This window comes from Flavobacterium marginilacus (genome assembly GCF_026870155.1).
GTDB classification, from domain to species: domain Bacteria; phylum Bacteroidota; class Bacteroidia; order Flavobacteriales; family Flavobacteriaceae; genus Flavobacterium; species Flavobacterium marginilacus.
On the sequence record NZ_CP113975.1, the window covers coordinates 777,384 to 802,770 of the forward strand.

Below are 25,387 nucleotides of genomic sequence, written 5' to 3' on the forward strand. Positions count from 1 at the left end.
GAGCCAAATCAATATGTATAAAATAGTTGTTTTTTTTGTGGTATTATCTTGGTCTATTGTATCACAAGCTCAAGTGAATCAGGAAGTTCAGGATACGATTAAAAAAGGATATGCTGTAGGCAAAATTCAAATTGCAAATCCAAAGACCATACTGGCAGCTTACACTTATGATCCCACAACTGATACGTATATTTACACCAATTCGGCTGAAGGGTTTAATATTAATTATCCAATTATTTTAACTCCTGCTGAGTATGAAGATATAATGTTGAAAGAGTCCATGAGCGATTATTTCAAGAAAAAAGTAGATGCTATAGACGGAATAAAATCAGGTAGTCAAGCAACCAAAAAAGATTTATTGCCCAGATATTATATAAAATCAGGTCTTTTTCAATCCATTTTTGGAAGCAATACTATTGATGTTAAACCCACAGGATCTGTAGAAATTGACTTGGGTTTATTATACACCAAACAAGATAACCCCTCATTTTCCCCGAGAAACAGAACTAATCTTTCTTTTGATTTTAGCCAAAGAATCAATTTGAGTTTAATGGGTAAAGTGGGTACGCGACTAAAAGTGAATGCTAATTTTGATACTCAATCTACATTTGCATTTCAAAATTTATTCAAATTAGAATATACTCCCGATGAAGACGATATTGTTAAGAAAATTGATGTTGGAAATGTAAGTATGCCATTAAACAGCACTTTAATTACTGGTGCTCAAAATCTATTTGGTGTTAAAACAGAATTACAATTTGGCAAAACGACTGTAACGGGTGTATTCTCCCAACAAAAATCAGAAACCAAAAGTGTGGCGGCCGAAGGTGGTGGAGCCGTTCAGGAATTTAGTATCTATGCTCTAGATTATGACAGCAACAGACACTTCTTTTTATCCCAATATTTTAGAAATAAATATGATGCGTCGCTCAAAAATTATCCTTTAATAGACAGCAGAATACAAATCTCCAGAATAGAAGTCTGGGTCACCAACAAACAAAGCCGGGTAAGTACAACTGCCAATAATTTAAGGAATATTATTGCTCTTCAGGATTTAGGGGAATCCCAATTAACAGGCCTTACAGATAGTCAGTTGGTTGTTTTAGATCCGTCAACAGGGATGTTTAATAATGCTGTCAATTCTCCATCTGACAACTCAAATAATGATTATGATCCTGCTCAGATAAAATCGGGAACTGGACTGCTTAATAGCAAAATACGTGAAATAGCGACTTCCAATTCTGGATTTAATGTGACAGTAAGAGAAGGCCAAGACTATTCAAAACTAGAAAATGCAAGAAAATTGAGTGCAACTGAATATACCTTAAATAAACAATTGGGTTATATTTCTCTGCAACAGAAACTTGCAAATGACGAAGTTCTGGCAGTAGCCTATCAATACACCATAGGCGATGAAGTGTATCAAGTTGGAGAATTCGCAAATGATGGTGTTGATGCAACTGTAGTAACTTCGGAAACCGTATCAACACAAAGTTTAGTTCTAAAAATGCTAAAAAGCAGTTTAGTCAATCTAAAAAATCCCGTTTGGAATTTGATGATGAAAAATATTTATCAAATTCCAAGTGCCTATCAAGTGAAGCAGGATGATTTTAAATTCAATATACTGTACTCTGATCCTTCTCCCTTAAATTATATTAGTCCGGTAACTTCCTTTCCATCAAATCCAGCTATCGAAAATAAAGTAGCCGAAACACCCTTGCTTAAAGTTTTTAATTTAGATCGTCTGAATTCTAATAATGACCCGCAAACTGGCGGAGATGGTTATTTTGATTTTGTATCAGGATTAACAATTGATGCACAAAATGGAAGAATAATTTTTACCACCAAAGAACCTTTTGGCGAACTCATTTTTAAAAAATTATCAAATACCACAGGTGAAGATTATAATGACACTTCTACATACAATGCCAACCAAAAAAAATATGTTTTTCGAAGCCTGTACAGCAATACTCAAACCACAGCATTATTAGATAGTGATAAGAACAAATATTTATTAAAAGGAAAATATAAATCAACAGGATCAGATGGTATTTCTGTAGGTTCTACCAATATCGCAAAAGGATCTGTTATTGTTACTGCCGAAGGAAGAACTCTAGTGGAAGGAATTGATTACAGTGTAGATTATCAATTGGGAAAAGTACATATATTAGACGCTTCTCTTCTGGCCTCCAACGCTGCTATTACGGTTACGTTAGAAAACAATTCAACTTTTGGACAGCAAACCAAAAGTTATATAGGATTAAATATAGATCATAAAATATCCGATAATTTTACCATTGGTGCAACTTATCTAAAATACACCGAAAAACCCTTTACTCAAAAATCAAGTTATGGCCAAGAATCAGTCAATAATACTATTTTTGGATTCAATACCAATTTTTCCAGCGAAGTCCCATTTTTGACCCGATTAGTCAATAAATTGCCTAATATAGATACCGATGTACCTTCGAATATTTCGGTAAAAGGAGAAGTTGCTTTTTTAAAGCCAAATACTTCAAAAGCAAGTGATTTTCAAGGGGAATCTACTATATATGTTGACGATTTTGAAAGTGCTGCTTCTGAAACTGATTTAAGCTCTCCTTCTTCATGGGGTTTATCATCAACACCCGCAAATAATTCGGTAAGTACCTATGGTTTTAATGAAAGTGCAAACGATTTGAGTTATGGTTTCAAAAGAGCAAAATTATCTTGGTATACAATTGATCCTATTTTTTTTACATCAAAACCTTCAGGCATTTCAAATGATGATATCTCCCTGAATTCCACCAGAAGAATTTATAAAGAAGAATTATATCCTAATACAAGTACTGCTGATGGACAAACACTAGTAGTCAGTACTTTTGATTTGAGTTATTATCCTTCCGAAAGAGGTTCTTATAATAATGATTCTGATTTTGCAACAACTCCAAGAGAAAATTTCGGAGGAATAATGCGATCATTAAGTTCAACAAATTTTGAGCAGGGAAACGTACAATACATCCAGTTTTGGGTTTTGGATCCCTATGTAGGAAACAGCAAAACAACTCAGGAGAATTCCGGTAAAATTTATTTCAATTTAGGAGAAATTTCAGAAGACATTCTCAAAGATGGAAGAAAACAATATGAAAACGGACTCGGTCCAGATCAAATACTAGTAAGCCCGCAAGGAATATGGGGCGACGTTCCTGCATCGCAATCCCTGACTTATGCCTTTGATACAGATTCAGGAAATCGAGCCAATCAGGATATTGGTTTAGATGGTTTAAAAAACAGTCAGGAAGCCACAGTATATACTAATTTTGCTTCCGAAACCGATCCAGCAGCAGATGATTACACCTATTATTTAAATACTTCGGGAAACGTTTTAGACCGATATAAAAAATACAATGGTACCGATGGGAATTCCGCCGTTAGCACAGATGATGCCAATAGAGGATCTACAACCCTTCCGAATGTTGAAGATATCAATAGTGACAGCACTATGAATACCATTAATGCATATTACGAATACAGCATTGATATGAAACCTAATATGGAAATTGGCACCAATTATATAACCGATATAAGAAATACCCAAGTAACATTACCCAATGGCAATACAACCGAAGCCAGATGGATCCAGTTTAAAATCCCTGTTTCTCAGCCTGAGAATACAATTGGAAGCATTTCTGATTTTACATCAATACGTTTTATGCGAATGTTTATGACTGGTTTTAGTGAGCCGATAACCGTTCGTTTTGGTTCTTTAGATTTAGAAAGAGGAGAATGGAGAACCTATACAAATTCGTTAGATTATGATGATACAAACGTAACAGATGACAATACCAATCTTGATGTGTTAGCGATAAACATTGAAGAAAATGATGGGAAATGCCCCATTAATTACATACTACCACCAAGTGTAGAGAGACAGCAATCTTATAGTGGCAACACCGTCATATATCAGGACGAACAATCTTTAGGTCTAAAAGTCTCAGGAAAAGGATTAGAACCCAATGATTCAAGAGCAGTTTATAAAAACATTAGTATTGATATGCGTCAATATAAAAAACTGAAAATGTTTTTACATGCCGAATCTTTAACAGATGAAATAGCCCTTGCAGACAATCAAATGGTTGGCTTTATTCGTTTGGGAAATGATTTTACAGAAAATTTTTATCAGATAGAAATTCCATTGAAAGTTACAAAACCATCTAAATGTGCTCCTTTAAGTGCCGAAGTGGTATGGCCAGATGAGAATCAAATAGACTTGTCCTTAGAATTATTGTCTAAATTAAAAATGCTGTACAAAAAAATAGATACAAGTGATTTACCTGCTGATGGCGTTTATTATCTAAGTGAAGATGATGAAAAGTTGGATTCCTCTCTCAAAGACAAAGTCAATAAATTAAGATTAGGTGTAAAAGGGAGTCCAAATTTGGGATCAGTCCGGACTTTAATGGTTGGTATTAAAAGTAATGCTCTACATCAAGATATACAAGGAGAAGTTTGGTTTGATGAATTGCGATTGGCAGAAATGGATAATTCAGGTGGTATGGCGACAGAGGTGAATATCGATACGAATTTGGCCGATTTTGCAACTGTATCAGCAACTGGAAAGATGAGTACTATGGGTTTTGGGTCTTTAGAACAAAGTTCAACAGAAAGAACTCAGGAAGATGTTGAACAATATAATCTAGTCACCAATGTCAATTTTGGAAAATTATTGCCCAACAAATGGGGGGTTCATTTACCTTTTAATTATTCATCAGGTGAAGAATTTATCACACCAAAATACGATCCTGAAAATCCAGATATTACCCTTCAAACCATGTTGGATGCTACCGAAAATGCACAAGAAAGGGCTAATATTAAAAACAGAGCAGTTGACTATAAAAAAAACACCAGTATCAACTTTATAGGTATTCGTAAAGAAAGGAGTCCAAACCAGAAAGTACATATTTATGATATAGAAAATTTTTCATTTTCTCAAACTTACAGTGAAACACTTCGTCATGATTATGAAAGAGAAAGTTATACAGATCAAAAGAGTGGTACTGCTTTAAATTATGACTTTAGCACTCAACCCAAAAATATTGAACCTTTTAAGAAAACTAAATTCATGCAAAAAAGTAGTTATTGGAAACTATTAAGTGATTTTAATTTCAATTATTTACCTTCCAATATTACTTTTAATACCAATATTATAAGACATTACAATCGACAACAATACCGACAAGTTGATGTCGAAGGAATTGCTTTGGATCCATTGACCAGTAGGGATTTTGAATTCAATTATCAATATGGCTTTAATTTTAATTTGACCAAATCTTTAAAATTAAATTATATGGCATCTTCTAGTAATATTGTAAAAAACTATCTAAACAATGACAATGAACCTATTGATATGTTTAAAATTTCTGAAAATTATTGGAATATTGGAGACCCTAATAAACACACCCAACAGTTTGTTTTAAACTATGAAATTCCATTGTCTAAAATTCCTGCATTCAGTTTTGTAAAAGCTAATTTGTCGTACACTGGAGATTATAATTGGCAACGATCCTCTGAAGCATTGTCTAAAATCGAAGTTGACGATAGTACCTATAATTTAGGAAACACGGTTCAAAATGCAAGTACCACCAATTTGAATATGACTCTAAATATGGAATCCTTTTATAAATACATTGGTATCTCAAAAAGCTCTAACACAACTGTAGCAACCTCAAAAAAAACAGTTCCAAAGCCTGGAGAAAAGATGCTTAAAGCTAATGTATACAAAAAAAACAACCGTAATTTATTTTTAGAAAGTTTATATGGAGTATTAACCAGTATCAAAAATGTAAATCTAAGTTTTGCAGAGAATAAAGGAACTGTTTTGCCTGGTTATCTTCCAACAACCAACTTTTTTGGCTTTTCAAAACCTACTTTAGGTTTTGTATTTGGAAGTCAAAGCGATATTCGGGAAGAAGCTGCTAAAAAAGGATGGCTTACCAATTATGCTGATTTTAATCAAAATTACACCACTACAAACAATCAAGTATTTAAAGGTTCTGTCAATGTAGAACTAGCTCCTGATTTTAAAATTGATTTTTTAGCCAGTAGACTCTATTCCGAAAATTTCTCGGAGCAATATGATGTGACCAATGGTCATTACAACTCCAGATCGCCTTATACTTCTGGCGCTTTTTCAATTTCTACAGTATTGATAAAAACAGCCTTTTTAACTAGTGATGAAAATGGTTCTGCTGCCTTCGATGATTTTAGAAATAATAGATTAACAATAGCTAACAGACTTGCCACCCGAAGAGGAATTAATTTAAATAATCCAAGTAATATTGGGACCGATGGTTTTCCAATAGGATATGGCAGTTCAAACCAAGCTGTGTTATTATCTTCCTTTTTATCTGCTTATACAGGAAGTAATCCTGAAAACGTTTCGTTAGGAATTTTTAGAAGCTTTCCAATTCCAAACTGGTCTATTAAATACAATGGTTTAATGCGGTATAATTTTTTTAAAAAAACATTTAAACGCTTTTCACTACAGCATAATTACCAGGCATCCTATACTGTTAATGCTTTCAATTCCAATTATAATTACACAAAAAATTCAACGGGTGTAGATGAGAATGGAAACTATTACAACCTTACCATAATGTCGAATGTAGCATTGATAGAACAATTTAACCCCCTTATAAAAGTAGATCTTGAATTGAAAAACTCCTTTAAATTATTAACACAAATCAATAAAGACAGAAGTTTGTCTATGAGTTTTGATAATAATTTATTGACCGAAGTACAAGGATTGGAATATGTTGTTGGTCTTGGATATCGAATAAAAGATGTTGTTTTTTCATCAAAACTGGCAGATAATCCAACGGGTATTATCAAAAGTGATATTAATATAAAAGCCGACTTGACATTGAGAGAAAATCAAACCATTGTACGTTATTTGGATTATGACAATAATGAATTAGTTGGCGGTCAAAATATTTGGACTCTGAACGCCACCGCTGACTATTCCCTAAGCAAGAACTTAACCATTGTCATTTATTACAATCATTCTTTTTCTAAACCTGTTATTTCTACTTCGTACCCATTGACCAATATTACTTCAGGAATTACTTTGCGCTATACTTTTGGAAATTAAATTTTAAAACTGCACAAAGAAATCGGCAGTACTCAAAATTCCCATCGATAAAATCATCATCAGAGTAGATAAAATAAGACCAGACTTCTACTTCTTTTTTTTATCCTTCCCATTAATCATTCCTTTGACCTATAAAACTCAAAGAAATGAAAAAAATAATCATAACAATACTCCTTACTTTTCAAGTTATCCTTGCTTTCGCACAGGAACAGGAAAAAAACTCAAAAATATGGAGTCTCGAAGATTGCATTGCATACGCAATCAAAAATAACATTACGGTAAAACAGGCACAGCTTACGGAAAACAGCAGTGAAATCAATTACAAACAATCCAAATATGAACGTTTACCAAGTATCACTGCTAATGCTTCTCAAAGCATGAATAATGGAAGTAGTATTGACCCAATTACGAGTAGTTATGTGACTCAATTAGTACATTCAACAAGTGCTGGAGTTAATGCTTCGGTAACTTTGTTCAAAGGAAATTACATCAATAATACGATTAAACAGAACGAACTTTTAGTAAAACAAAATGAGTTTTTTGTTTCCGAGGCTAAAAACAATGTTCTTTTGAGTGTTGCTCAAGCGTATTTACAAGCGCTTTATTATAAAGAAGGAATTGAGGTTTCCAAAAACATCATCGCTTCTTCAAAAGAACAATTGAACCAAATGAACACTAAATTAAAAGCAGGTTCTGTTGCAGGTATCGACGCAGCTAATTTAGAAACACAGCTTAAAAATGACGAAGTAACTTTGATAACGGTACAAAATAACTACCATCAACAGCTTATCAACTTAAAGCAGTTACTAGAATTAAATCCAGAAGATTCCTTTGATATTGTTGCAACAAAATTGACTACTGAACAATTTGCAATTCCTGAATTGAAAACAGTTTACAATTATGCTTCTACAAATCTTCCTGAAATTAAAAGTGCTACTATTCAAACCTCTATTAACGAATTAGAATTATCAAAAGCAAAATCAGGTTATTTACCAACATTGAGTTTAAACGCAGGACTAAATTCAGGATATACTAATACACAGTCTTATAATTTCTTAAATCAATTTGATGGTAATTTTTATCAAAGTGTGGGACTATCGTTAAGCATTCCAATATTTAGTAAATATCAAAACAAAGCAAAAGTGGAGAATGCAAAAATTGAAATTGAAAGCTCTAAACTTTCTGTCCAATCCGCAAATAAGCAATTGTATTTGAAAATTGAAAGTGCCTGGCAAAATGCAATTTCAAGTCAAAGCCAAATGGAAGCCGCCATTGCACTGAAAAACTCATCCAAATTAGCCTACGATATGTCCCTGAAAAAATCAGAGTTGGGAGCATTAAGTTCAACTGATTTATTGGTAAGTAAAAACACGTATCTCAATGCAGAACAAACTTATTTACAAGCCAAATTATCGCTGGCACTGTATTACCAGTTACTTCAATTTTATCAAGGAAACCAAATTCAAATTTAAATTAACAGTCATGAATAAAAAAACAAAAATAATCTTAGCATCCGCTTTTATAGCGATAGCCATTGGCACTTCAATCTTTGCTTTTACTAACAAAGAAGCAGTTATTCAAATAGAAACTGTCCCAGTAAAAAAAGGAAATATAAGTAATGTAATCACTGCTACAGGAACCATCGAGGCAACCAAGCAAGTTGAAGTTGGAACACAAGTTTCCGGAGTGGTACAAAAAATTTATGTAGATTATAATTCTACGGTAAAAGCAGGTCAGCTTATTGCAGAACTGGATAAAGAAAATCTGCAGGAAGTATTGCAACAGGCAAAATCGGCTTATAATGTGGCATTGCTGGATCAAAATTACAAGCAAGTTATTTTCGACAGACAAAATTCACTCTTCAAAGCAAATGTCATCAGCAAAGCCGATTATCAGGAAGCGCTTTATAACTTAAACACTGCCAAAGGAACTGTTCAACAACAAGGTTCAAATTTGCGAAAAGCACAAACCAATTTGGGTTATGCCAATATTTATTCCCCAATTGATGGTGTTGTACTTTCCAAAGATGTGGATGAGGGACAAACCGTTGCCGCAAGTTACAGCACTCCTACTCTTTTTACTATCGCAAAAGATTTGAAACAAATGCAGGTAGAAGCCAATGTTGATGAAGCCGATATCGGGAGCGTAAGAGAAGGCCAAAGAGTAACTTTCATGGTAGATGCTTTTCCAGATGAGGAGTTTGTAGGTTACGTAACTCAGGTTCGTTTGAATTCGACAACAACATCAAACGTGGTAACCTATACTGTAATCATAAAAGCCAATAATCCTGATGAAAAATTAAAACCTGGACTTACAGCTACAGTTTCAATTTATACCATGGAATTAAAAAACATCTTAACGCTGGAAGCAAAAGCATTTGTTTTTGAACCTGATATGGCTTTAGTAACTGAATATAATGCGAATAAAACCACAACTGGACAAGTATCGTTTGAAGTACCTTCTAAAGATAAAAACACCAAATTTATTTGGATAAAAGACAACAATGGAATTCATCAGCAAAAAGTTATCGTAGGAAAGAACGATGGAATTAATTACGAAATAATAAGTGGTTTAACGAAAGGAAATCAAGTGGTAACTGTCCTGAAAAAAGAACAAGAAGGCACAACTGGTTCTGCTGGTAATTCTTCCAGCCCGTTCATGCCAAAACCTCCAGGAAAAAAATAAGCAATGAAAAATTCAATTATAAAAATTCAGGATTTAAAGCGAGAATTTAAAATGGGCGACGAAATAGTCCGCGCCATTAAAGGAATTTCGTTTTCAATAGAAGAAGGAGAATTTGTGACTATCATGGGTTCTTCAGGTTCGGGCAAATCAACTTTACTCAATATTTTGGGGTGTCTTGATCAGCCTTCATCAGGCCTTTATGAAATTGATAATACTCCTGTTCGAAATCTGGACAAAGATCAATTGGCTAAAATCAGAAACGAAAAAATCGGTTTTATTTTCCAGTCTTACAATCTTTTGCCGAGAACAACAGCCATTGAAAATGCAGAACTGCCTTTGCTTTACAACAGAAAAATTCAAACAGAAGAAAGACGTGAAAAAGCGATAGCTTCCCTGAATCTTGTGGGATTGTCGGGGCGTTTACATCATACTCCAAACCAGCTTTCGGGTGGGCAGCAACAACGTGTCGCCATAGCAAGATCATTAGTCAACAACCCCGTAGTGATTCTTGCCGATGAAGCCACAGGAAATTTGGATACTAGAACATCTTATGAAATTATGGTCCTTTTCCAGAAATTAAATGCTGAAGGAAAAACGATTGTTTTTGTAACCCATGAACCTGATATTGCTATGTTTAGCGGAAGAACAATTGTTCTGAAAGACGGAAACATTATCAAAGATTACAAAAATGAAAACATTATGAATGCAGCCGAAGCATTGAAAAACATGGGGAATGACAACGATTAACCGCATTAAAAAACATCAATTATGAATCTTTCTAGTTTATTAAAAATAGCACTCAAAGCGCTCCAAATTAACAAAATGAGAGCCTTCCTGACTATGCTCGGAATTATCATCGGTGTGGCATCAGTTATTGCCATGCTTGCTATTGGTGAAGGTTCAAAGGAAAGCATTAAGTCGCAAATATCCAGTATGGGATCCAATATGCTTACTATTCGTCCCGGAGCGGGAATGCAGGGCGGTGTTCGTATGGACGTGAGTAGTATGCAGACATTGACCATTAAAGATTTAGAATCCATACAAAAAAAAGCAATTCTGGTTGAAAATACGTCTCCTGTGGTAAACGGAAACGGTCAGGCCATCAAAGGCTCAAAAAACTGGCCAACTTCTATTTATGGAGTAGCACCAGATTATTTAAAAGTAAGGGTTTTAGATGTTCAGGACGGCACTATGTTTACAGATGAAGAAGTAAAAGCTTCTGCAAAAGTTGCTGTTATTGGAAAAACAATTGTCGAAAATTTATTTGAAGCAGGTGAAAACCCAATTGGAGCCACCATCCGCTTTAATAAAATTCCGTTTAAGATTATTGGAGTCCTTTCAGAAAAAGGAGAAAATACTTTTGGTCAGGATCAAGATGATGTAATTCTGGCTCCTTACACGGCTATCCAAAAAAGAGTACTTGCTGTAACTTATTTACAATCTATTGTTACATCCGCAAAAAGTGAAGATAAAGCCCCTCAAGCGGTTGAGGAAGTTTCTAAAATTTTGAGAGAAAACCACAAAATAGGCACTGCTGAAGATGATTTTAATGTGTTTTCTCAACAAGAATTAATCACTATGTTTAGCTCAACCAGTGAAATGATGACCTTGCTTTTGGTTGCTATTGCAGGGATTTCTTTGTTGATTGGAGGAATTGGAATTATGAACATCATGTATGTTTCTGTTAAGGAAAGAACCCGCGAAATTGGTTTAAGAATGGCTGTTGGAGGCACAGGAAGAGATATTTTAATGCAATTTTTGACAGAAGCTATCATTATCAGTATTACAGGTGGAATAATTGGAGTAACTTTAGGCTTGATTTCGACTGTTTTTATTGCAAATGTTTTAAATTGGCCTATAAGCGTTACCTTGTTTTCCATTCTGATATCATTTGCTGTTTGTGCCGTTACCGGAATATTTTTCGGATGGTATCCTGCTAGAAAAGCAGCAGCCCTAGATCCAATAAACGCTTTACGTTATGAATAATTTTATAAAAAATAACCGCCTGTTTGCTGTCATCAGCCATGTTTCTGTATGGGCGGTTTTATTTAGCCTTCCCTATCTTTTGTCTTCTGGTCAATCCTTTGATTTACAACGAATAATCGAGCATTCCTGGATTCCATTGGCTTTTTATGCGGTTATTTTTTATCTGAATTATTTCTTTTTTATAGATTCTTTTCTGTTCAAAAAAAGACTTATAGTTTATTTCATAGTCAACATATTGATTATAGCTTTTTTTATTTGGATGAACTTTTTACTTCGGGATTATTTTGGAGAAAAATTTGCGCCAAATAATCAAAAAACAGATTTTCCACCCAGAAGATTTTTTGTTTATATCGACACGCTTTCATTAATCATTCCGCTGATTTTTTCAATCACGTTGCGCATTTATGAACGTTGGGTTAAAACCGAAGATGAAAAAAAAGAATCCAAGAACTCACAATTAGAATCAGAATTACAGCATTTGAAATACCAATTGCAACCCCATTTTTTCTTTAATTCTTTAAATAACATTTATTCATTAGTCGATATTTCTCCAGAAAAAGCAAAAGAAACCATACATAGCTTGAGTATTTTGATGCGCTATCTTTTATATGAATCCAATGCTGAAAAAGGGAGTCTGAAAAAAGAAATCGAATTCATCAAACGTTATATTGAATTAATGGATTTAAGAACTTCTGAAAAGACTATTGTCAAAACTGATTTTCCTGTTCTAACTGAAGATTTACTAGTCGCTCCGCTACTATTTATTTCATTGATAGAAAATGCTTTCAAGCACGGCGTTTCGGCTGTTGATTATTCCAATATTTATTTTTCAATGCAAATTGAAGGACAAAAAATTAGATTTGAAACTAAAAATAATAATTTCAAAAAGAACGATTCAGATAAAAGTGGTTCTGGTATTGGACTCAAAAATATTCAAAAAAGACTAGCATTGTTATATCCCGAAAAACACCAGTTTAAGATTCAGAATTCGGAGGAATTATTTATAGCAGAATTGGAAATTAATACCCAAAAATAAAGGTTATGCAAGAAACTAAAATCAGCTGTATTATTGTAGATGATGAACCATTTGCATTGGAGCTTATTCAAAATTATGTTTCAAAAACACCCTTTTTAGAATTAAAAGGAAAATGTAGTAATGCCTTTGATGCATTGGAAATTTTAAATTTCGAAAAAATTGATTTGGTTTTCCTAGATATCCAAATGCCCGAATTATCAGGACTGGAGCTTTCAAAAACTATTTCAAAAGAGACTCGAATCATTTTCACCACAGCTTTTAGCGAATATGCACTTGATGGCTTCAAAGCCGATGCTTTAGATTATTTGATGAAACCATTTAATTTTGAAGAATTTTATAATGCTTCCGCTAAAGCAAAAGAATGGTTTGTCTTGAAAAGAAAAGAAGCAACAGAAAATCCAAAAAATGCCGATTTTATTTTTGTAAAATCTGAATACAAACAATTGAAAATCAATTTTGATGAAGTTTTATATTTCGAAGGATTGAAAGATTACATCAAAATTTGGATTGTAAATCAGCCAAAAGCTATCTTGACCTTAATGAGTTTAAAATCTCTGGAAGAAAAATTACCTGATTCCAAATTTATGAGAATCCATCGTTCTTTTATTGTAGCACTAGACAAAATTGAAGAAATTGAGAGAAACCAAGTTATTATAAACAAGCAACGAATTACTGTCGCTGATCAATACAAAAACAAATTCCAAAAATTTATTAGCAAAAATTCTATTCATTAAGGCTTGCACCTGATCCTTGAATAATGGATCAAGAACAAAGTCTGGGGAGGAAATGTCGAAAAAAAATTAGAAATTTGTCGCTCTAACAATTTGTAATGACTTCTATAGACCTTTTGAAATTTATGCTGCCTGATTTTTTAGTTGACCACTTTGAGGTAGTTTCTGCTAATGAAACTCAGGAGATATTACACCTATACTTTGAGGAAAAAGCCAAAGCCCCTAAAGAGTTTGATACACTTGAATTAGTATCAAAGGGATTTGTGGATGAAATTACCATTCAGGATTTCCCTCTACGAGGTAAGTTTGTGTATTTACATATCAAAAGACGTCGTTGGACTAATAAAACCAATGGAGAAATCCTTAAAAGAGATTGGACTTTAGTTGCTAAAGGAACCCGCATGACTCAAGAGTTTGCGGCTTTTTTAAAAGAAATCAATAGATAACAGCGCCACCGACTGCCATACCATCGGAAGGTTTTTCGGGGTCAACGGAAAAAAACTTCAAAGACAGTATAAAAAACACCTGAGCTCCTTTAATACTTGGGCTCCACGAGAACATGCCCATCAATGGATTCTTTACCCTGAAAACATAGGTACACACTTATCGATTGATGAAGTAGCTTTGTCTCAAGGAGAGCTTTACACCATTGTAACCAACAAGAAGTTCAAAGGCAAACAAGGTCGCTTAGTGGCTATTATTGCTGGAACAAAGGCAGATAAAGTCATAGAACACATTAGTAAGATTGATTATAAAAAAAGAAGTGGTGTTCAAGAGATAACACTGGACATGGCTAATTCTATGAAACTGATCTCCAAAAAATGCTTCCCAAAAGCAATACAGGTCACTGACAGATTCCATGTTCAAAAATTAGCATTAGAAGCCATGCAAGAAATCAGAATCAAACATCGCTGGGAAGCTATGGATCTTGAGAATCAATTGATAATGCAAGCCAAAAAAGAGAATAAAACATTTATACAGGAGCTCTTGCCTAATGGAGATTCCTTAAAACAGCTTTTGGCAAGAAGCAGATATGTACTTTATAAATCTCGCGAAAAATGGACTGAGCACCAAAATGAGAGAGCGCAATTGTTATTTGAGTTATATCCAGATATAAAGAAAGCTTACGGTTTGAGTCAACAACTTCGAGGTGTTTACAATAACAACAACGACAAGCACGTTGCGATGACAAAACTAGCACATTGGTACAGGAATGTAGAAGAATCAGGATTTAAAAACTTTAATATATTACTCAATACGGTAACTCTTAATTATCAGTCAATTTTAAACTACTTTGATAACAGGAGTACCAATGCTTCTGCAGAATCTTTTAATGCTAAAATAAAAGCATTTAGAAGTCAGTTTAGAGGTGTAAGAAAGATAGATTTCTTTCTATTCAGATTATCTAATATTTTTGCCTAATCCCCAACTTTTGCACCTGATCCAACTTTTGAACCTGATCCTTTTTTAATTTGGTTACAAAACAAAAATAAAAGACATAAAAAAACTCCTTAATTTCTTAAGGAGTTTCTTGGTGGGCGATGAGGGGTTCGAACCCCCGACCCCCTCGGTGTAAACGAGGTGCTCTGAACCAGCTGAGCTAATCGCCCTATTTTACTAGGCTGCTATCATTTCGTGATTGCGAGTGCAAATATAGGCAGGTTTTTCGCTTATGCAAAACTTTTTCGAAGAAATTTTGCTTTTTATTTTTAAAAATTATTCAGTTTGCTGGTATTTAGTGTTTTAAAAAAATAAAAAAATACAATAAAATTGATTTTAATATTGTCCAAGGAGATGATTGAACCGCAAAAAGAATCAAAAGGTTAATTATTGCGGAGCAATTGTCTTTTAAACAATTGTTTTTTAAAAAAAGTAGCAATTAATATCATTATATAACTTCCTATGGCGGTAGCTGTCCTGCAGGTATGATAAAAATCCCAAGTTTTAAGAATTCTAGCCCAGTTTTTTGGAGGCGTGGTCTGTACCCAGATTTTAAGTTGAGCATTGATGGGTAAATTCCCGAAATAAGTAATTAAATAGGTTGTTATTGCCAAAATTGCGGCAAAACCAGTCAAAATGCAGATATGCTTTAGTGTTCTTATTCTCCATGTAAACCAAATACAGGTAATAATTGAAATTATCATTAATGATTGAAAAACAATATCATTATGTTTCATTAGAGTAGACCTAAAACTGAGATGAACCAATGTAGGGACTTCCCAAAAAGTTGGTAATATGTTAAATTTCACATAGAAAAAAGTGCCCGCTAGTAAACCTGTCGAAAATAAGGCAATAGCATTTGAAAATTTGTTATTGGAAGTCATTGCAGGTAAAAATTGTTTTGTTATGGAATACTATAGTAAGCTCGTGGTTAGCTCTATAGGCTACAAATATATTGTTTTTTTAGTAATGTCTTAATATGAAAATTTTAGCAGGTAAAGCCAATAGAAATTAGAAATGAAACATTTGAATGATGCTTCTTTGTCTCTTAATAATTAAACTTTCTTGTTTTTGGCTTCAATCCAGCGGGACATGTATTTAGTGCTGGTTAAAGTGTGGTGCTGCAACAATGCCCCAAAGAAATTATCCAAACGATGTTGCGGTAATTGCGTAATCAAAAAATGGATTTTTTCGGCAAAATCGTTTTCAAATAATTCTTTTGAATACCGCTGGTTGATAATAGCGATTCCGTTATGTTGTGCTTCAGTCCAAAGTTTTTGGTCTTGGTACAATTGAGAGGCAGATTTTATGAATTCAGGCACATCATCAGTTACAAATCCGTTCCAGGGTAAATCTCCCTGCATTGATTCGGAACCGATTGCTGTTGTAATACTCGGAGTGCCACACTGCATGGCTTCAATCAGTTTTCCTTTAATTCCAGCGCCAAAACGCAATGGAGCCAGAACAATTCTTGCATTTCGCACTACTTCATCGGCATCAGCAGCACGGCCTTTGATGTGAAAACCTTCTTTGGGCTGATGCAGCTGCAATACTTTTTGCGAAGGATATGCTCCATAAATATGAAGTTCAGTTTCGGGCAGCTGTTTTCTCAGCAAAGGCCAGATGGTTTCTTTCAAATACTGAACGGCATTCCAATTGGGTTCGTGAAGAAAATTGCCTATAAACACAAAATCTTTTCTTTCTTGGAAAGCAGGAAGTTTTTCGAAAGTGGTTTCCGAAATCGGTTCCAATAAAAAAGGCAGATAGTACAGTAGTTTTTCGTCTATTTTGAAAGTGGTTTTCAAGAGATCCATTTCAAATTCGGAAATCATTAGTGATAAATCACACCTCAAAATGCTGGCGATTTCTCTTTTAGCAACATCTTCTCTCAGTAAATCAATAAGAGCAAATTCTCGTTTTTCCTTAAATGCCTTTTGTCTCGCCTGTCTCAGACAATGCAGATCTTCGGTGTCTAATATCCGCAGCGCATCAGGGCAGTTCTCGGTAATGCGCCAGCCAAATTGTTCTTCAATCATAAATCGGTCGAATAAAACCACGGCAGGATTCAGTTCTTTGACAAAAGTGTCAAAACTGGAACAATTCAAAGCGATTGATTTTTTATTTATGCCCAATGAAGCTAAGTCAGTCATGAAATCACTGTCCATAGCCGGACTGGCAAATGTTATGCCGAATCCCTGCTGCTGAAATTGTTCAATTAACTGCAGCATTCGGCCGCCTGCAGCTGAAGAATTGGGCTCCGGCCAAACAAAACCAATGATTAAAAGCGTTTGAATTTGGGTCATAAGAATTAATGATAATGTTGCAAAATAATGCATTTTGAGCGGTTAAAGCATCATTTTTAAAGGAAAATCGGCAGGGAATGACTAATTTTGCGGGATTAAATCAACAGTTATGCTTGGATTGAAATTAGCAACCGACCCTCGTTGGGTAAATATAGTGGAAAGTAATATTGAGGAAATATTGACCGATCACGCTTGGTGTGAACAAAAAGCGGCTTCCAATGCCATTAGTTTAATCACTTACAATTCGGAGCTGGAAGAGCTGGTAACGGAGTTATTGGTCATTGCCAAAGAGGAACTGGATCACCTGCAATTGGTGCACAATCTGATAAAAAGCCGAGGCTTGACTTTGGGCAGGGAACGCAAAGACCATTATGTAAATGAGCTTTTCAAATTCATGAAAAAAGACGGAAGTCGAAAGGATGCTTTGGTAGATAGACTGTTGTTTTCTGCTATGATTGAAGCCCGAAGCTGTGAGCGTTTCAAAGTGCTGTCCGAAAACATAAAAGATGAGGAATTAGCTAAGTTCTACAGAGATCTTATGATTTCAGAGGCAGGGCATTACACTACTTTCCTTGGCTTTGCCCGAAAATATGTAGATAATTTTGACGTAGACAAGCGCTGGAAGGAATGGATTGAGTATGAAACCTCGATTATTACCAATTATGGCAAAAATGAAACAGTTCACGGATAATAATTCTTTGGAATAATAAATTTTAGTACTTTAAATTTTATTTATTAATTCAGATAAAAAATATGGCGGCAACCAACTATAAAATACTTTTTTTCAAAATACTAAAATATACAGGAATTACATTCTCAGTTTTATTGGCACTGATGTTTATCACTCCTTTGATTTTTGCAGATAAAATCAGGGAACAGGTGAAGAAAACAGCCAATGAAAAATTAAACGGTGAATTGAATTATAATGAAGCTAACGTTTCTTTTTTCAGGCATTTTCCGTCATTAACTCTTTCTTTGACTGACTTTAAGCTTAATGGCTCGGCTCCTTTTCAAAATGAAAGATTAATTGCTGCCGATGAGGTTGCTTTCGGGATTAATTTGGGCAGTCTTGTTTTTGGGAAAACGATTAAAATCGACCAGATTTTCCTTTCGAATTCACTGATTAATGTGAAAGTAAATGAGAAAGGCGAGGCCAATTATAATGTCTATATCGCTGAGAAGGAAAAGGAAAAAGAGCCAGAAGAAGCATCCGACACAGGCTTGAAACTGGAAGCAATCGAAATTAACAACAGTAAGCTCGTTTATGATGATCAATCTACAAAATTCCATATAGACGCTTTTGGGTTTGATTATTTAGGGAACGGGGATTTTAGCCAAGCCATATTTGCACTGCATTCCAAAGTCAAAATCGGGAAATTGAATGTAATTTATCAAAAAGAACCTTATTTGATGAATAAAAAAGTGGACGGAGATTTGATTACTAAAATCAATACCAGTTCGCTGTCTTTTGTTTTTGAGCAAAATGATCTTTTTATCAATAAACTGCTGGTAGATTTTACCGGAAAATTTGATTTCCTGAAGGATGGTTATAATATGGATTTCAAAATTAAGTCGGATAAAAGTAACCTGAATGATCTTTTTACGGCTTTTCCGCCAAAATACATTACGTGGTTAAAAGATACAGAACTTAAGGGAAATGTTGATTTATTGCTTACTTTGAAAGGCAGATACATCGCTTCGCAAAATATTGGACCAGACTTGAATATGGACCTTAAAATAAAAGACGGATTTATAAATTATAAAAAAAGTGCTTTTCCGGTTTCAAATCTAAACATCGATGTTGCGACAAAAGTGCCGTCTTTGAATCCAGAACTTTTACAGCTGGACGCCAAAAACCTATCATTAAACATTGAGAAAAATTATCTTAAAACGAAGCTGAAAATGGACGGTCTGTCTGCGCCCGACATTGATTTGGTTTTGAATTCCAATATTGATCTGGAAAAATTAAACCAAGCACTCGGGATTCCGAATGTTGAGTTAAAAGGATTGTTAGTAAGTGATCTGAAAGCAAAAGGAAAGCTTGACCAGAAGCAAAGACTTTTTCCAAACGCCAGCGGTTCACTGAACTTGAAAAACGGATTTGTGAAAACACAATATTATCCAAATCCGATTACCAACATCAATGTGGTATCCAAAATAAACAATACGAAAGGAACTTACGACGGACTTTCGGTAGTGCTGGCTCCGGCTGGTTTTACGTTTGAAGGAGAACCTTTTTGGGTAAAAGCCGACATGAAAAACTTTGATGATTTGAATTATGACATCAAGGCCAAAGGGACTCTGAATATCAGTAAAATTTACAAGGTATTTTCGCAAAAAGGACTGGATGTGGATGGTTTTATCAAAGCCGATTTGGAACTGAAAGGGATTCAGAGCTATGCACAAAAAGGTGATTACAGTAAATTAAAGAATAAAGGAACTCTTGAACTTCGAAACATTAATGTTCAAACGGAATATCTGCCAAAATCATTGCTGATTAAAGAAGGAATTTTTAAATTTAATCAGGATAAAATGTCGTTTAATACATTCTTGGCTTCCTACGGTCAGTCTGATTTCAAGCTGAATGGCTATCTGCAGAATGTATTTAATTTTATGTCTTCCAAAAATGGGACTTTAAGAGGATCGTTTACGTTAAATTCAAAATACATCAATGTTGATGAGTTTATGTCGAGCACATCTACAACTACTACAATTGATAAAATTCCTGCCACTACAGAAAATAGTCCAAAACCTGCAACGCAGGAAACAGGAGTAATTATCATTCCGTCTAATCTGGATCTGCAGTTTTATGCCACAGCACACAAAATCAATTATCAGGGGCTTACTCTGCAGGATGGGAAAGGTGCCGTGAAAATGAAAAACGGAAAAATTGTGATGCAGAATACTGGTTTCAATTTAATTGGCTGTAATGTTACGATGAATGCTGCTTATCAGGCAATAACTCCTAAAAAAGCAGTCTTTGAATACCAGATCAAAGCCACTGATTTTGATATACACCGAGCATACAAGGAAGTAAAAATGTTCAAAGAAATGGCCAGCGCAGCCGAAAGTGCACAGGGAATTGTTTCATTGGATTACAAAATAAAAGGAAGACTGAACCAGCAGATGATGCCTGTTTATCCTTCGCTGATTGGCGGAGGCGTACTTTCGATAAAAGATGTGAAAGTAAAAGGGATGAAAATGTTCAATGCTGTGAGTAAAACCACAAATCATGAATCGATCAAAAACCCTGAACTGTCCAAGGTAGACATCAAATCCACGGTGAAAAACAATATAGTTACTATTGAGCGTTTCAAATTCAAATATGCTGGATTCAGACCCAGAATTGAAGGAACCTCAAGCCTTGACGGCAAACTGAATATCAAAATGCGTTTGGGATTACCGCCGTTTGGAATTTTTGGTATTCCGCTGACGGTTACCGGAACTCAGGACAAACCAAAAATAAAAATGGGCAGTCAGGGTCAGGACATTGAAGAGACGAAAGATGCAGAAGATAATTAATAGAAAGCAAAAGCAGTTGTTGAACACGGCATTCGCTTTTAAAAGTTTCTGACACGAATTACACTAATCTGCACGAATTAAAATTGCTGTTTAATTACACAAAATATTCGAAACAGTAAAAAGTTGTAAAACTTGATTTGAGATAAGAATTAGTGTAGATTAGTGTAATTCGTGTTTATCTTTTTTTTAATGCCAATGCCGTGTTTGTTGAAACTGATTCTATTATAAAATAACAAAGCTCCCAATCAGTTGGAAGCTTTGTTATTTTAGACATTCTATATACACCGGCGAATCAAAGAAATCTAAAATGGACATATTCTGATTATTTACATTGTCATAGGATTCAATTCGTGCGATTAATTGTTCGCAGCCCTTAAAATAAAATTGAATTTTAGGAAAAATATCACCTCGTACTGCAGTTGATTTAGTGCTTTTAAGATTGTCAAATTCCAGACCGTCTAGGATATTATTATTTGAATCCAGCACATAAAAAACATAGTTTATTTTAGAACTTTCTTCGTCATCATTTTGTTTAGTTGTAAAAATAAGTGTTTTTGAAGGTGTCTCTGACAGAACAAAATAGCCGTTTATTTCTTTAGAATTATTTAATTTATATGTTTTAAATTTAGTTGTTCCAATATGGATATAATTAAAGTCTTTAAATTTAATTCTGCTTTCTGCATCGGAGTTTGGCAGTTTGTAGAGTACTATCTTTTCAGTATTATCAATTCGAAAAAAGTTAGCTTTTATATTAATCTTCGATCCATCATTAGTAAGTATAAAATTCTCTGAAAAAGGCATAGAGAAAGCATTCATGCTAAGAAATAGCATTAAAAAGTGAAATTTTTGCATGTTGTAGATAAATTGTTTTTTGTTTTCAAAACTATACTAATACTATATATCGCTTGTTAATAAACAATAAATCTTACATTAAGAAAGTTTAAATAAATCATAAACAGAAAGATGAGGTTTTATGATTTTAAAGTCTGCTACATTTTGGGAAAAGGAGGCAAAAAAACAGCACAAACGGCATAGTAAGAACGCAATTTGTGCTGTTTGTTATTTTATTTGGAAGCTTCGGGCAGGTTGTGGTATATGTAATCTCCATGCACACCTGTGAATGCTAATTTTAACTGATCGAAAAAAGCCTTACTGTCAGCTTCTTTGGGCCATGTGGCTTTTACCAATTCGTCTTGTTTTAGATTTGATTTTTCAATATCTCCAAAAGAATCATAAAAGTAGGCTTCCATAAAATCCCTGCTGTCTGATCCCCAAGCGTGGCGAAACGGATAATAACCTTTGATAAACGGATCTTTCAGGGTGATTTTTTCATTGTATTCTTTCATGCCTTTTCCTTTGTTATTAAAAGACATTTGGGATTTTCGGATGTAAACAATCATGGGTTCTTTTGTGGCGGCTTTGAATTCTTTCACGCCAATGGTTTCAATAGAACTGTAAATTTCGTCTGAATGATAAGGAGAGTAATAACTTCTTTGTTTATCAAAAAAAGCAGTTCTGGCTTTCTCATCGGGCCAGGCTTTTTTGGCAAGATCATCTGAAATGGCTTCTGCTTTTTCTATATCGTCCCAGTTTTTGTAAACGCTGACTAGAATAATTTCGGTACTGTTTCCAGTGTAATAATGAGTTAGAATTTCAGAGCCGATTATTAAATCATTTTTGCTCGTTACTTTGTCAAAATACTCTTTTTCCGTCGCCTTCCAATCTTTAGGATCCGTATCTAAATTTCTGTGTAGGGTTGTCATTGTAATAAATACAGGCTTTGGGGAATCTTGTTTGGGGAGGTCCTGCGCATAACTGTTTATGCTTAGAAAGAATGTTAAAATTAACATTCCCAGCGAAAAAAAAAATCTCTTTTTCATAATAAACCAAAAATTAAATTATTAATTAACAAAAAACATATATAAATTTAGTAAATTGTTAATCAAGTAGTTATGTGTTTTTGATTTATTTTTTAGGAGAAAAAACAGGAATTGATTAAACCTCTTTGTTTAAAGGCAGTTCAGCCACTACAAAGGTACTGCCGCCTGCATATATGAAATCATTTTTTGCGGCATTATTCTTAGCGGTGGCATAAGCTTCTGATACAGAGCTGTATGTATTTCCTGTTAATTCAAACATTAGAGCTTTCTCTTTTAATATATCAGCATCCAAACCTCTTGGAATATTTGGCCGGCAAAAATAATAAGCAGCATTTTTTGGAAATAATGGCAGTACTTCGTCCAGTTCTTTATCATTGACAACTCCCAGGACAATATGAAGGTTTTCAAAAGTTTCTTTTTGTATTTGTTTCAAAACAATTTCGAGACCGTGTTTGTTGTGTGCTGTATCGCAGATCACTTTTGGATTTGCTCCCAATTGCTGCCATCTGCCAAGCAGGCCGGTGTTTTTTACGACATTCATCAAACCCAATTGTATGTTTTCGCCACTCACTTTAAAATTGGTTTGTTCGTTTAGGATTTTAAAAGTCTCTATAACCGTTTTTTTATTGTGCTGCTGATAATCGCCGATTAAATCAGAAGGAGGAGTTTCTGTAATCAAATCCGATGCAAAATAGATTTCGGCATTGTTTTCTTTGGCTTTTGCTGAAAAAACAGGCTGAGTTTCTGGAGTATATTCGCCTATAACTACTGGAATTTTAGGTTTGATAATTCCTGCTTTTTCACCTGCGATAGATTCCAGCGTATTGCCCAAAAACTGAACATGATCAATCCCGATATTGGTTATTACCGAAACTAGGGGAGTGATAATGTTTGTAGCATCCAGTCTTCCGCCCAATCCCACTTCAATAACAGCAATATCTACATTTTCTTTTACAAAATAATCAAAAGCCAATCCAACGGTCATTTCAAAGAAACTCATATCATTGGCTTCAAAAAAAGATTTATGATGCGCTATGAATTCACAGACAAAATCCTCAGAGATTTCGGCACCATTGATCTTGATGCGCTCCCGAAAATCAATTAAATGCGGGGAAGTGTACAATCCAACTTTATAGCCCGCTTCCTGCAGTATAGAAGAAAGCATATGCGAAGTAGAACCTTTGCCGTTTGTGCCGGCAACGTGCAGACATTTTAGCTTTTTATGCGGACTGTCAAGATGGTCTGCCAGCAAATGGATGTTGGTTAAGTCTTTTTTATAAGCCGATGCTCCCTGCAATTGATACATTGGGAGCTGATTAAACATCCAGTTTGTGGTTTCTTGATAGTTCATTAATTTTTGATAAAATAGTTGTAAATTGAAATAATTTTCCCTTTTTTTAGTTTAATATTACAGTGAAAAATAGTTTTTACAAAATTGAAATATTTTTTAGAATTAACGATTATAAACCCAGAATAAAATATGTTTAGTTTAATACAATTACAAGCTGATACCCTTGCTGCCGCTTCTAGTGCTGTTGTCGAAAAAATTGCGCCAACTACCGAAATTTCTGTTTTAGGGTTCATCCTAAAAGGAGGATTTTTTTTAATACCTATTGCAATCTTACTATTTTATACTTTTTACCTCATTATAGAACGTTATTTGTACATAAATAAAAAAGCCAAAGTAGATCCGCTTATGATGCGCGATGTCAAAGATCACCTGACTTCGGGAAAATTTGATCTGGCGTTTACCATTACAGACCGCTCTAACACCGCTTCAGGAAATGTTATCAAAGAAGGAATCGCGCTGATTGGCCGTCCTATTGCCGAAATCGAATCGAATATGGACCGCGCCGCCGATATCGAAATCGCCGAAATGGAACAGCATCTTGGACAATTGGGACTTATTGCAGGTATTGCGCCAACACTTGGATTCATCGGAACAATTTCTGGAGTAATCAAAATTTTCTACAGCATATCTGTGACCGAAAACATCAGTATCGGGAATATCTCTGGAGGACTTTATGAGAAAATGATCAGCAGCGGTTCCGGGCTTATCGTGGGAATCATTGCTTACAGTGCTTACCATTTACTCAACGGAAAAATTGACAGTTATGCATTAAAAGTGCAGAAACAAATATTGGAATTCGTAAATATCATCCAAAAAGCATAAACTATGTCCATCAAAAGAAAAAGAAGATTTCACGCCGAGGTCGCCACTTCGTCCTTGAGTGACATTATGTTTTTTTTACTGCTGTTTTTCCTGATTATTTCCACTTTGGCGAATCCAAACGTGATAAAAATGACACTGCCAAAGGCAAAATCCCATGAAAAAACCAACAAACAATTCATCAGTTTGTCAGTTACAGAGGACAAGAAATTCTTCATCGACAAACAGCCCGTTGCTTTCGAAGAACTCGAAACTACGTTGATGTCTAAAATTGATACCCAAAAAGACCAAACCGTGGTTGTCCGGATTCCGTTCAATCTCCAGGTTCAGGATTTGGTCGATGTATTGCAGATAGGAGTGAAGAACAACTTAAAATTTGTCATCGCCACAAGTCCCAAATAAAAATTTTAAAAATATTTGGGCGTGCCAGCATAAAGAAAAGGAGCCAAATCATCGCAGCGGTGATTCGGCTCCTTTTCTTTATGCTGTCGGGCTATCCGCGTTA

The 25,387-nt window shown here is 34.6% G+C and carries 18 protein-coding genes and 1 tRNA gene; 13 read left to right on the forward strand and 6 right to left on the reverse strand.

From position 1 onward, the window contains the following. Positions 1-13 precede the first annotated feature (13 nt). From sov to OZP07_RS03320, 9 genes are all read left to right on the forward strand, one after another. Positions 14-7,129, forward strand: a complete 7,116-nt coding sequence (sov, locus tag OZP07_RS03280; protein ID WP_281637277.1) for a T9SS outer membrane translocon Sov/SprA — start codon at positions 14-16, stop codon at positions 7,127-7,129. Positions 7,130-7,275: 146 nt separating this feature from the next. After that, positions 7,276-8,601, forward strand: coding sequence for a TolC family protein (locus tag OZP07_RS03285; protein WP_281637278.1), 1,326 nt, complete (start codon positions 7,276-7,278; stop codon positions 8,599-8,601). Positions 8,602-8,611: 10 nt separating this feature from the next. Further along, complete coding sequence (locus tag OZP07_RS03290; RefSeq protein ID WP_281637279.1) at positions 8,612-9,814, forward strand: efflux RND transporter periplasmic adaptor subunit; 1,203 nt, start codon at positions 8,612-8,614, stop codon at positions 9,812-9,814. A gap of 3 nt (positions 9,815-9,817) precedes the next feature. Further along, positions 9,818-10,561 carry an ABC transporter ATP-binding protein gene (locus OZP07_RS03295; RefSeq protein WP_281637280.1) on the forward strand — a complete coding sequence of 248 codons (744 nt, stop codon included), beginning with the start codon at positions 9,818-9,820 and terminating at the stop codon, positions 10,559-10,561. A 21-nt stretch (positions 10,562-10,582) separates the two neighbouring features. Further along, complete coding sequence (locus OZP07_RS03300; RefSeq protein ID WP_281637281.1) at positions 10,583-11,800, forward strand: ABC transporter permease; 1,218 nt, start codon at positions 10,583-10,585, stop codon at positions 11,798-11,800. After that, a complete protein-coding gene (locus OZP07_RS03305; RefSeq protein ID WP_281637282.1) occupies positions 11,793-12,836 on the forward strand; it encodes a sensor histidine kinase in 1,044 nt (347 codons plus the stop codon). The genes OZP07_RS03300 and OZP07_RS03305 overlap by 8 nt, the downstream gene beginning before the upstream one ends. 5 nt (positions 12,837-12,841) lie before the next feature. Continuing rightward, positions 12,842-13,570 (forward strand): LytR/AlgR family response regulator transcription factor, encoded by a 729-nt coding sequence (locus OZP07_RS03310; RefSeq protein ID WP_281637283.1) that lies wholly within the window; start codon positions 12,842-12,844, stop codon positions 13,568-13,570. A gap of 95 nt (positions 13,571-13,665) precedes the next feature. Then, positions 13,666-14,013, forward strand: coding sequence for an ISAon1 family transposase N-terminal region protein (locus tag OZP07_RS03315; protein WP_281635552.1), 348 nt, complete (start codon positions 13,666-13,668; stop codon positions 14,011-14,013). Between the two features lie 22 nt (positions 14,014-14,035). Next, positions 14,036-14,989, forward strand: coding sequence for an ISAon1 family transposase (locus OZP07_RS03320; RefSeq protein WP_281638444.1), 954 nt, complete (start codon positions 14,036-14,038; stop codon positions 14,987-14,989). Between the two features lie 110 nt (positions 14,990-15,099). Here OZP07_RS03320 and OZP07_RS03325 read toward each other — a convergent pair. From OZP07_RS03325 to OZP07_RS03335, 3 genes are all read right to left on the reverse strand, one after another. Further along, positions 15,100-15,177: transfer RNA gene (locus OZP07_RS03325), tRNA-Val, on the reverse strand. A 213-nt stretch (positions 15,178-15,390) separates the two neighbouring features. Next, positions 15,391-15,891: a DUF1772 domain-containing protein gene (locus OZP07_RS03330; protein ID WP_281637284.1), complete on the reverse strand. Its 501-nt coding sequence runs from the start codon at positions 15,889-15,891 to the stop codon at positions 15,391-15,393. 171 nt (positions 15,892-16,062) lie between these two features. Beyond that, positions 16,063-17,310, reverse strand: a complete 1,248-nt coding sequence (locus OZP07_RS03335) for a glycosyltransferase (RefSeq protein ID WP_281638445.1) — start codon at positions 17,308-17,310, stop codon at positions 16,063-16,065. 109 nt (positions 17,311-17,419) lie between these two features. Here OZP07_RS03335 and OZP07_RS03340 point away from each other — a divergent pair, with 109 nt between their 5' ends. Further along, positions 17,420-18,001 carry a MiaE family protein gene (locus tag OZP07_RS03340; RefSeq protein ID WP_194639742.1) on the forward strand — a complete coding sequence of 194 codons (582 nt, stop codon included), beginning with the start codon at positions 17,420-17,422 and terminating at the stop codon, positions 17,999-18,001. Positions 18,002-18,063: 62 nt separating this feature from the next. Further along, entirely contained in the window at positions 18,064-20,832 is a 2,769-nt protein-coding gene (locus tag OZP07_RS03345) for an AsmA family protein (RefSeq protein ID WP_281637285.1), read from the forward strand. A gap of 261 nt (positions 20,833-21,093) precedes the next feature. On the opposite strand, the gene OZP07_RS03350 is transcribed toward OZP07_RS03345, so the two are convergent. The 3 genes from OZP07_RS03350 to OZP07_RS03360 all read right to left on the reverse strand — a co-directional run bounded on the left by OZP07_RS03350 (position 21,094) and on the right by OZP07_RS03360 (position 24,063). Continuing rightward, a complete protein-coding gene (locus OZP07_RS03350) occupies positions 21,094-21,663 on the reverse strand; it encodes a hypothetical protein (RefSeq protein WP_281637286.1) in 570 nt (189 codons plus the stop codon). Positions 21,664-21,896: 233 nt separating this feature from the next. Next, positions 21,897-22,595 (reverse strand): hypothetical protein, encoded by a 699-nt coding sequence (locus OZP07_RS03355; RefSeq protein ID WP_194639748.1) that lies wholly within the window; start codon positions 22,593-22,595, stop codon positions 21,897-21,899. Positions 22,596-22,827: 232 nt separating this feature from the next. Next, positions 22,828-24,063: a bifunctional folylpolyglutamate synthase/dihydrofolate synthase gene (locus OZP07_RS03360; protein WP_194639750.1), complete on the reverse strand. Its 1,236-nt coding sequence runs from the start codon at positions 24,061-24,063 to the stop codon at positions 22,828-22,830. A 129-nt stretch (positions 24,064-24,192) separates the two neighbouring features. Between OZP07_RS03360 and OZP07_RS03365 the strand changes: the two genes are divergently transcribed. Then, positions 24,193-24,885, forward strand: coding sequence for a MotA/TolQ/ExbB proton channel family protein (locus OZP07_RS03365; protein WP_194639752.1), 693 nt, complete (start codon positions 24,193-24,195; stop codon positions 24,883-24,885). 3 nt (positions 24,886-24,888) lie between these two features. Then, the gene (locus OZP07_RS03370) at positions 24,889-25,284 is read left to right on the forward strand and encodes an ExbD/TolR family protein (protein WP_281637287.1); all 396 of its coding nucleotides are present in this window, start codon (positions 24,889-24,891) and stop codon (positions 25,282-25,284) included. Positions 25,285-25,387 lie beyond the last annotated feature (103 nt).

Excerpts from the sequence above, each read along its gene's own strand:
- sov (WP_281637277.1), top strand. The coding sequence starts at position 14 with ATGTATAAAATAGTTGTTTTTTTTGTGGTATTATCTTGGTCTATTGTA.
- OZP07_RS03285 (WP_281637278.1), top strand. The coding sequence starts at position 7,276 with ATGAAAAAAATAATCATAACAATACTCCTTACTTTTCAAGTTATCCTT.
- OZP07_RS03290 (WP_281637279.1), top strand. The coding sequence starts at position 8,612 with ATGAATAAAAAAACAAAAATAATCTTAGCATCCGCTTTTATAGCGATA.
- OZP07_RS03295 (WP_281637280.1), top strand. The coding sequence starts at position 9,818 with ATGAAAAATTCAATTATAAAAATTCAGGATTTAAAGCGAGAATTTAAA.
- OZP07_RS03300 (WP_281637281.1), top strand. The coding sequence starts at position 10,583 with ATGAATCTTTCTAGTTTATTAAAAATAGCACTCAAAGCGCTCCAAATT.
- OZP07_RS03305 (WP_281637282.1), top strand. The coding sequence starts at position 11,793 with ATGAATAATTTTATAAAAAATAACCGCCTGTTTGCTGTCATCAGCCAT.
- OZP07_RS03310 (WP_281637283.1), top strand. The coding sequence starts at position 12,842 with ATGCAAGAAACTAAAATCAGCTGTATTATTGTAGATGATGAACCATTT.
- OZP07_RS03315 (WP_281635552.1), top strand. The coding sequence starts at position 13,666 with ATGACTTCTATAGACCTTTTGAAATTTATGCTGCCTGATTTTTTAGTT.
- OZP07_RS03330 (WP_281637284.1), bottom strand. The coding sequence starts at position 15,891 with ATGACTTCCAATAACAAATTTTCAAATGCTATTGCCTTATTTTCGACA.
- OZP07_RS03335 (WP_281638445.1), bottom strand. The coding sequence starts at position 17,310 with ATGACCCAAATTCAAACGCTTTTAATCATTGGTTTTGTTTGGCCGGAG.
- OZP07_RS03340 (WP_194639742.1), top strand. The coding sequence starts at position 17,420 with ATGCTTGGATTGAAATTAGCAACCGACCCTCGTTGGGTAAATATAGTG.
- OZP07_RS03345 (WP_281637285.1), top strand. The coding sequence starts at position 18,064 with ATGGCGGCAACCAACTATAAAATACTTTTTTTCAAAATACTAAAATAT.
- OZP07_RS03350 (WP_281637286.1), bottom strand. The coding sequence starts at position 21,663 with ATGCTATTTCTTAGCATGAATGCTTTCTCTATGCCTTTTTCAGAGAAT.
- OZP07_RS03355 (WP_194639748.1), bottom strand. The coding sequence starts at position 22,595 with ATGACAACCCTACACAGAAATTTAGATACGGATCCTAAAGATTGGAAG.
- OZP07_RS03360 (WP_194639750.1), bottom strand. The coding sequence starts at position 24,063 with ATGAACTATCAAGAAACCACAAACTGGATGTTTAATCAGCTCCCAATG.
- OZP07_RS03365 (WP_194639752.1), top strand. The coding sequence starts at position 24,193 with ATGTTTAGTTTAATACAATTACAAGCTGATACCCTTGCTGCCGCTTCT.
- OZP07_RS03370 (WP_281637287.1), top strand. The coding sequence starts at position 24,889 with ATGTCCATCAAAAGAAAAAGAAGATTTCACGCCGAGGTCGCCACTTCG.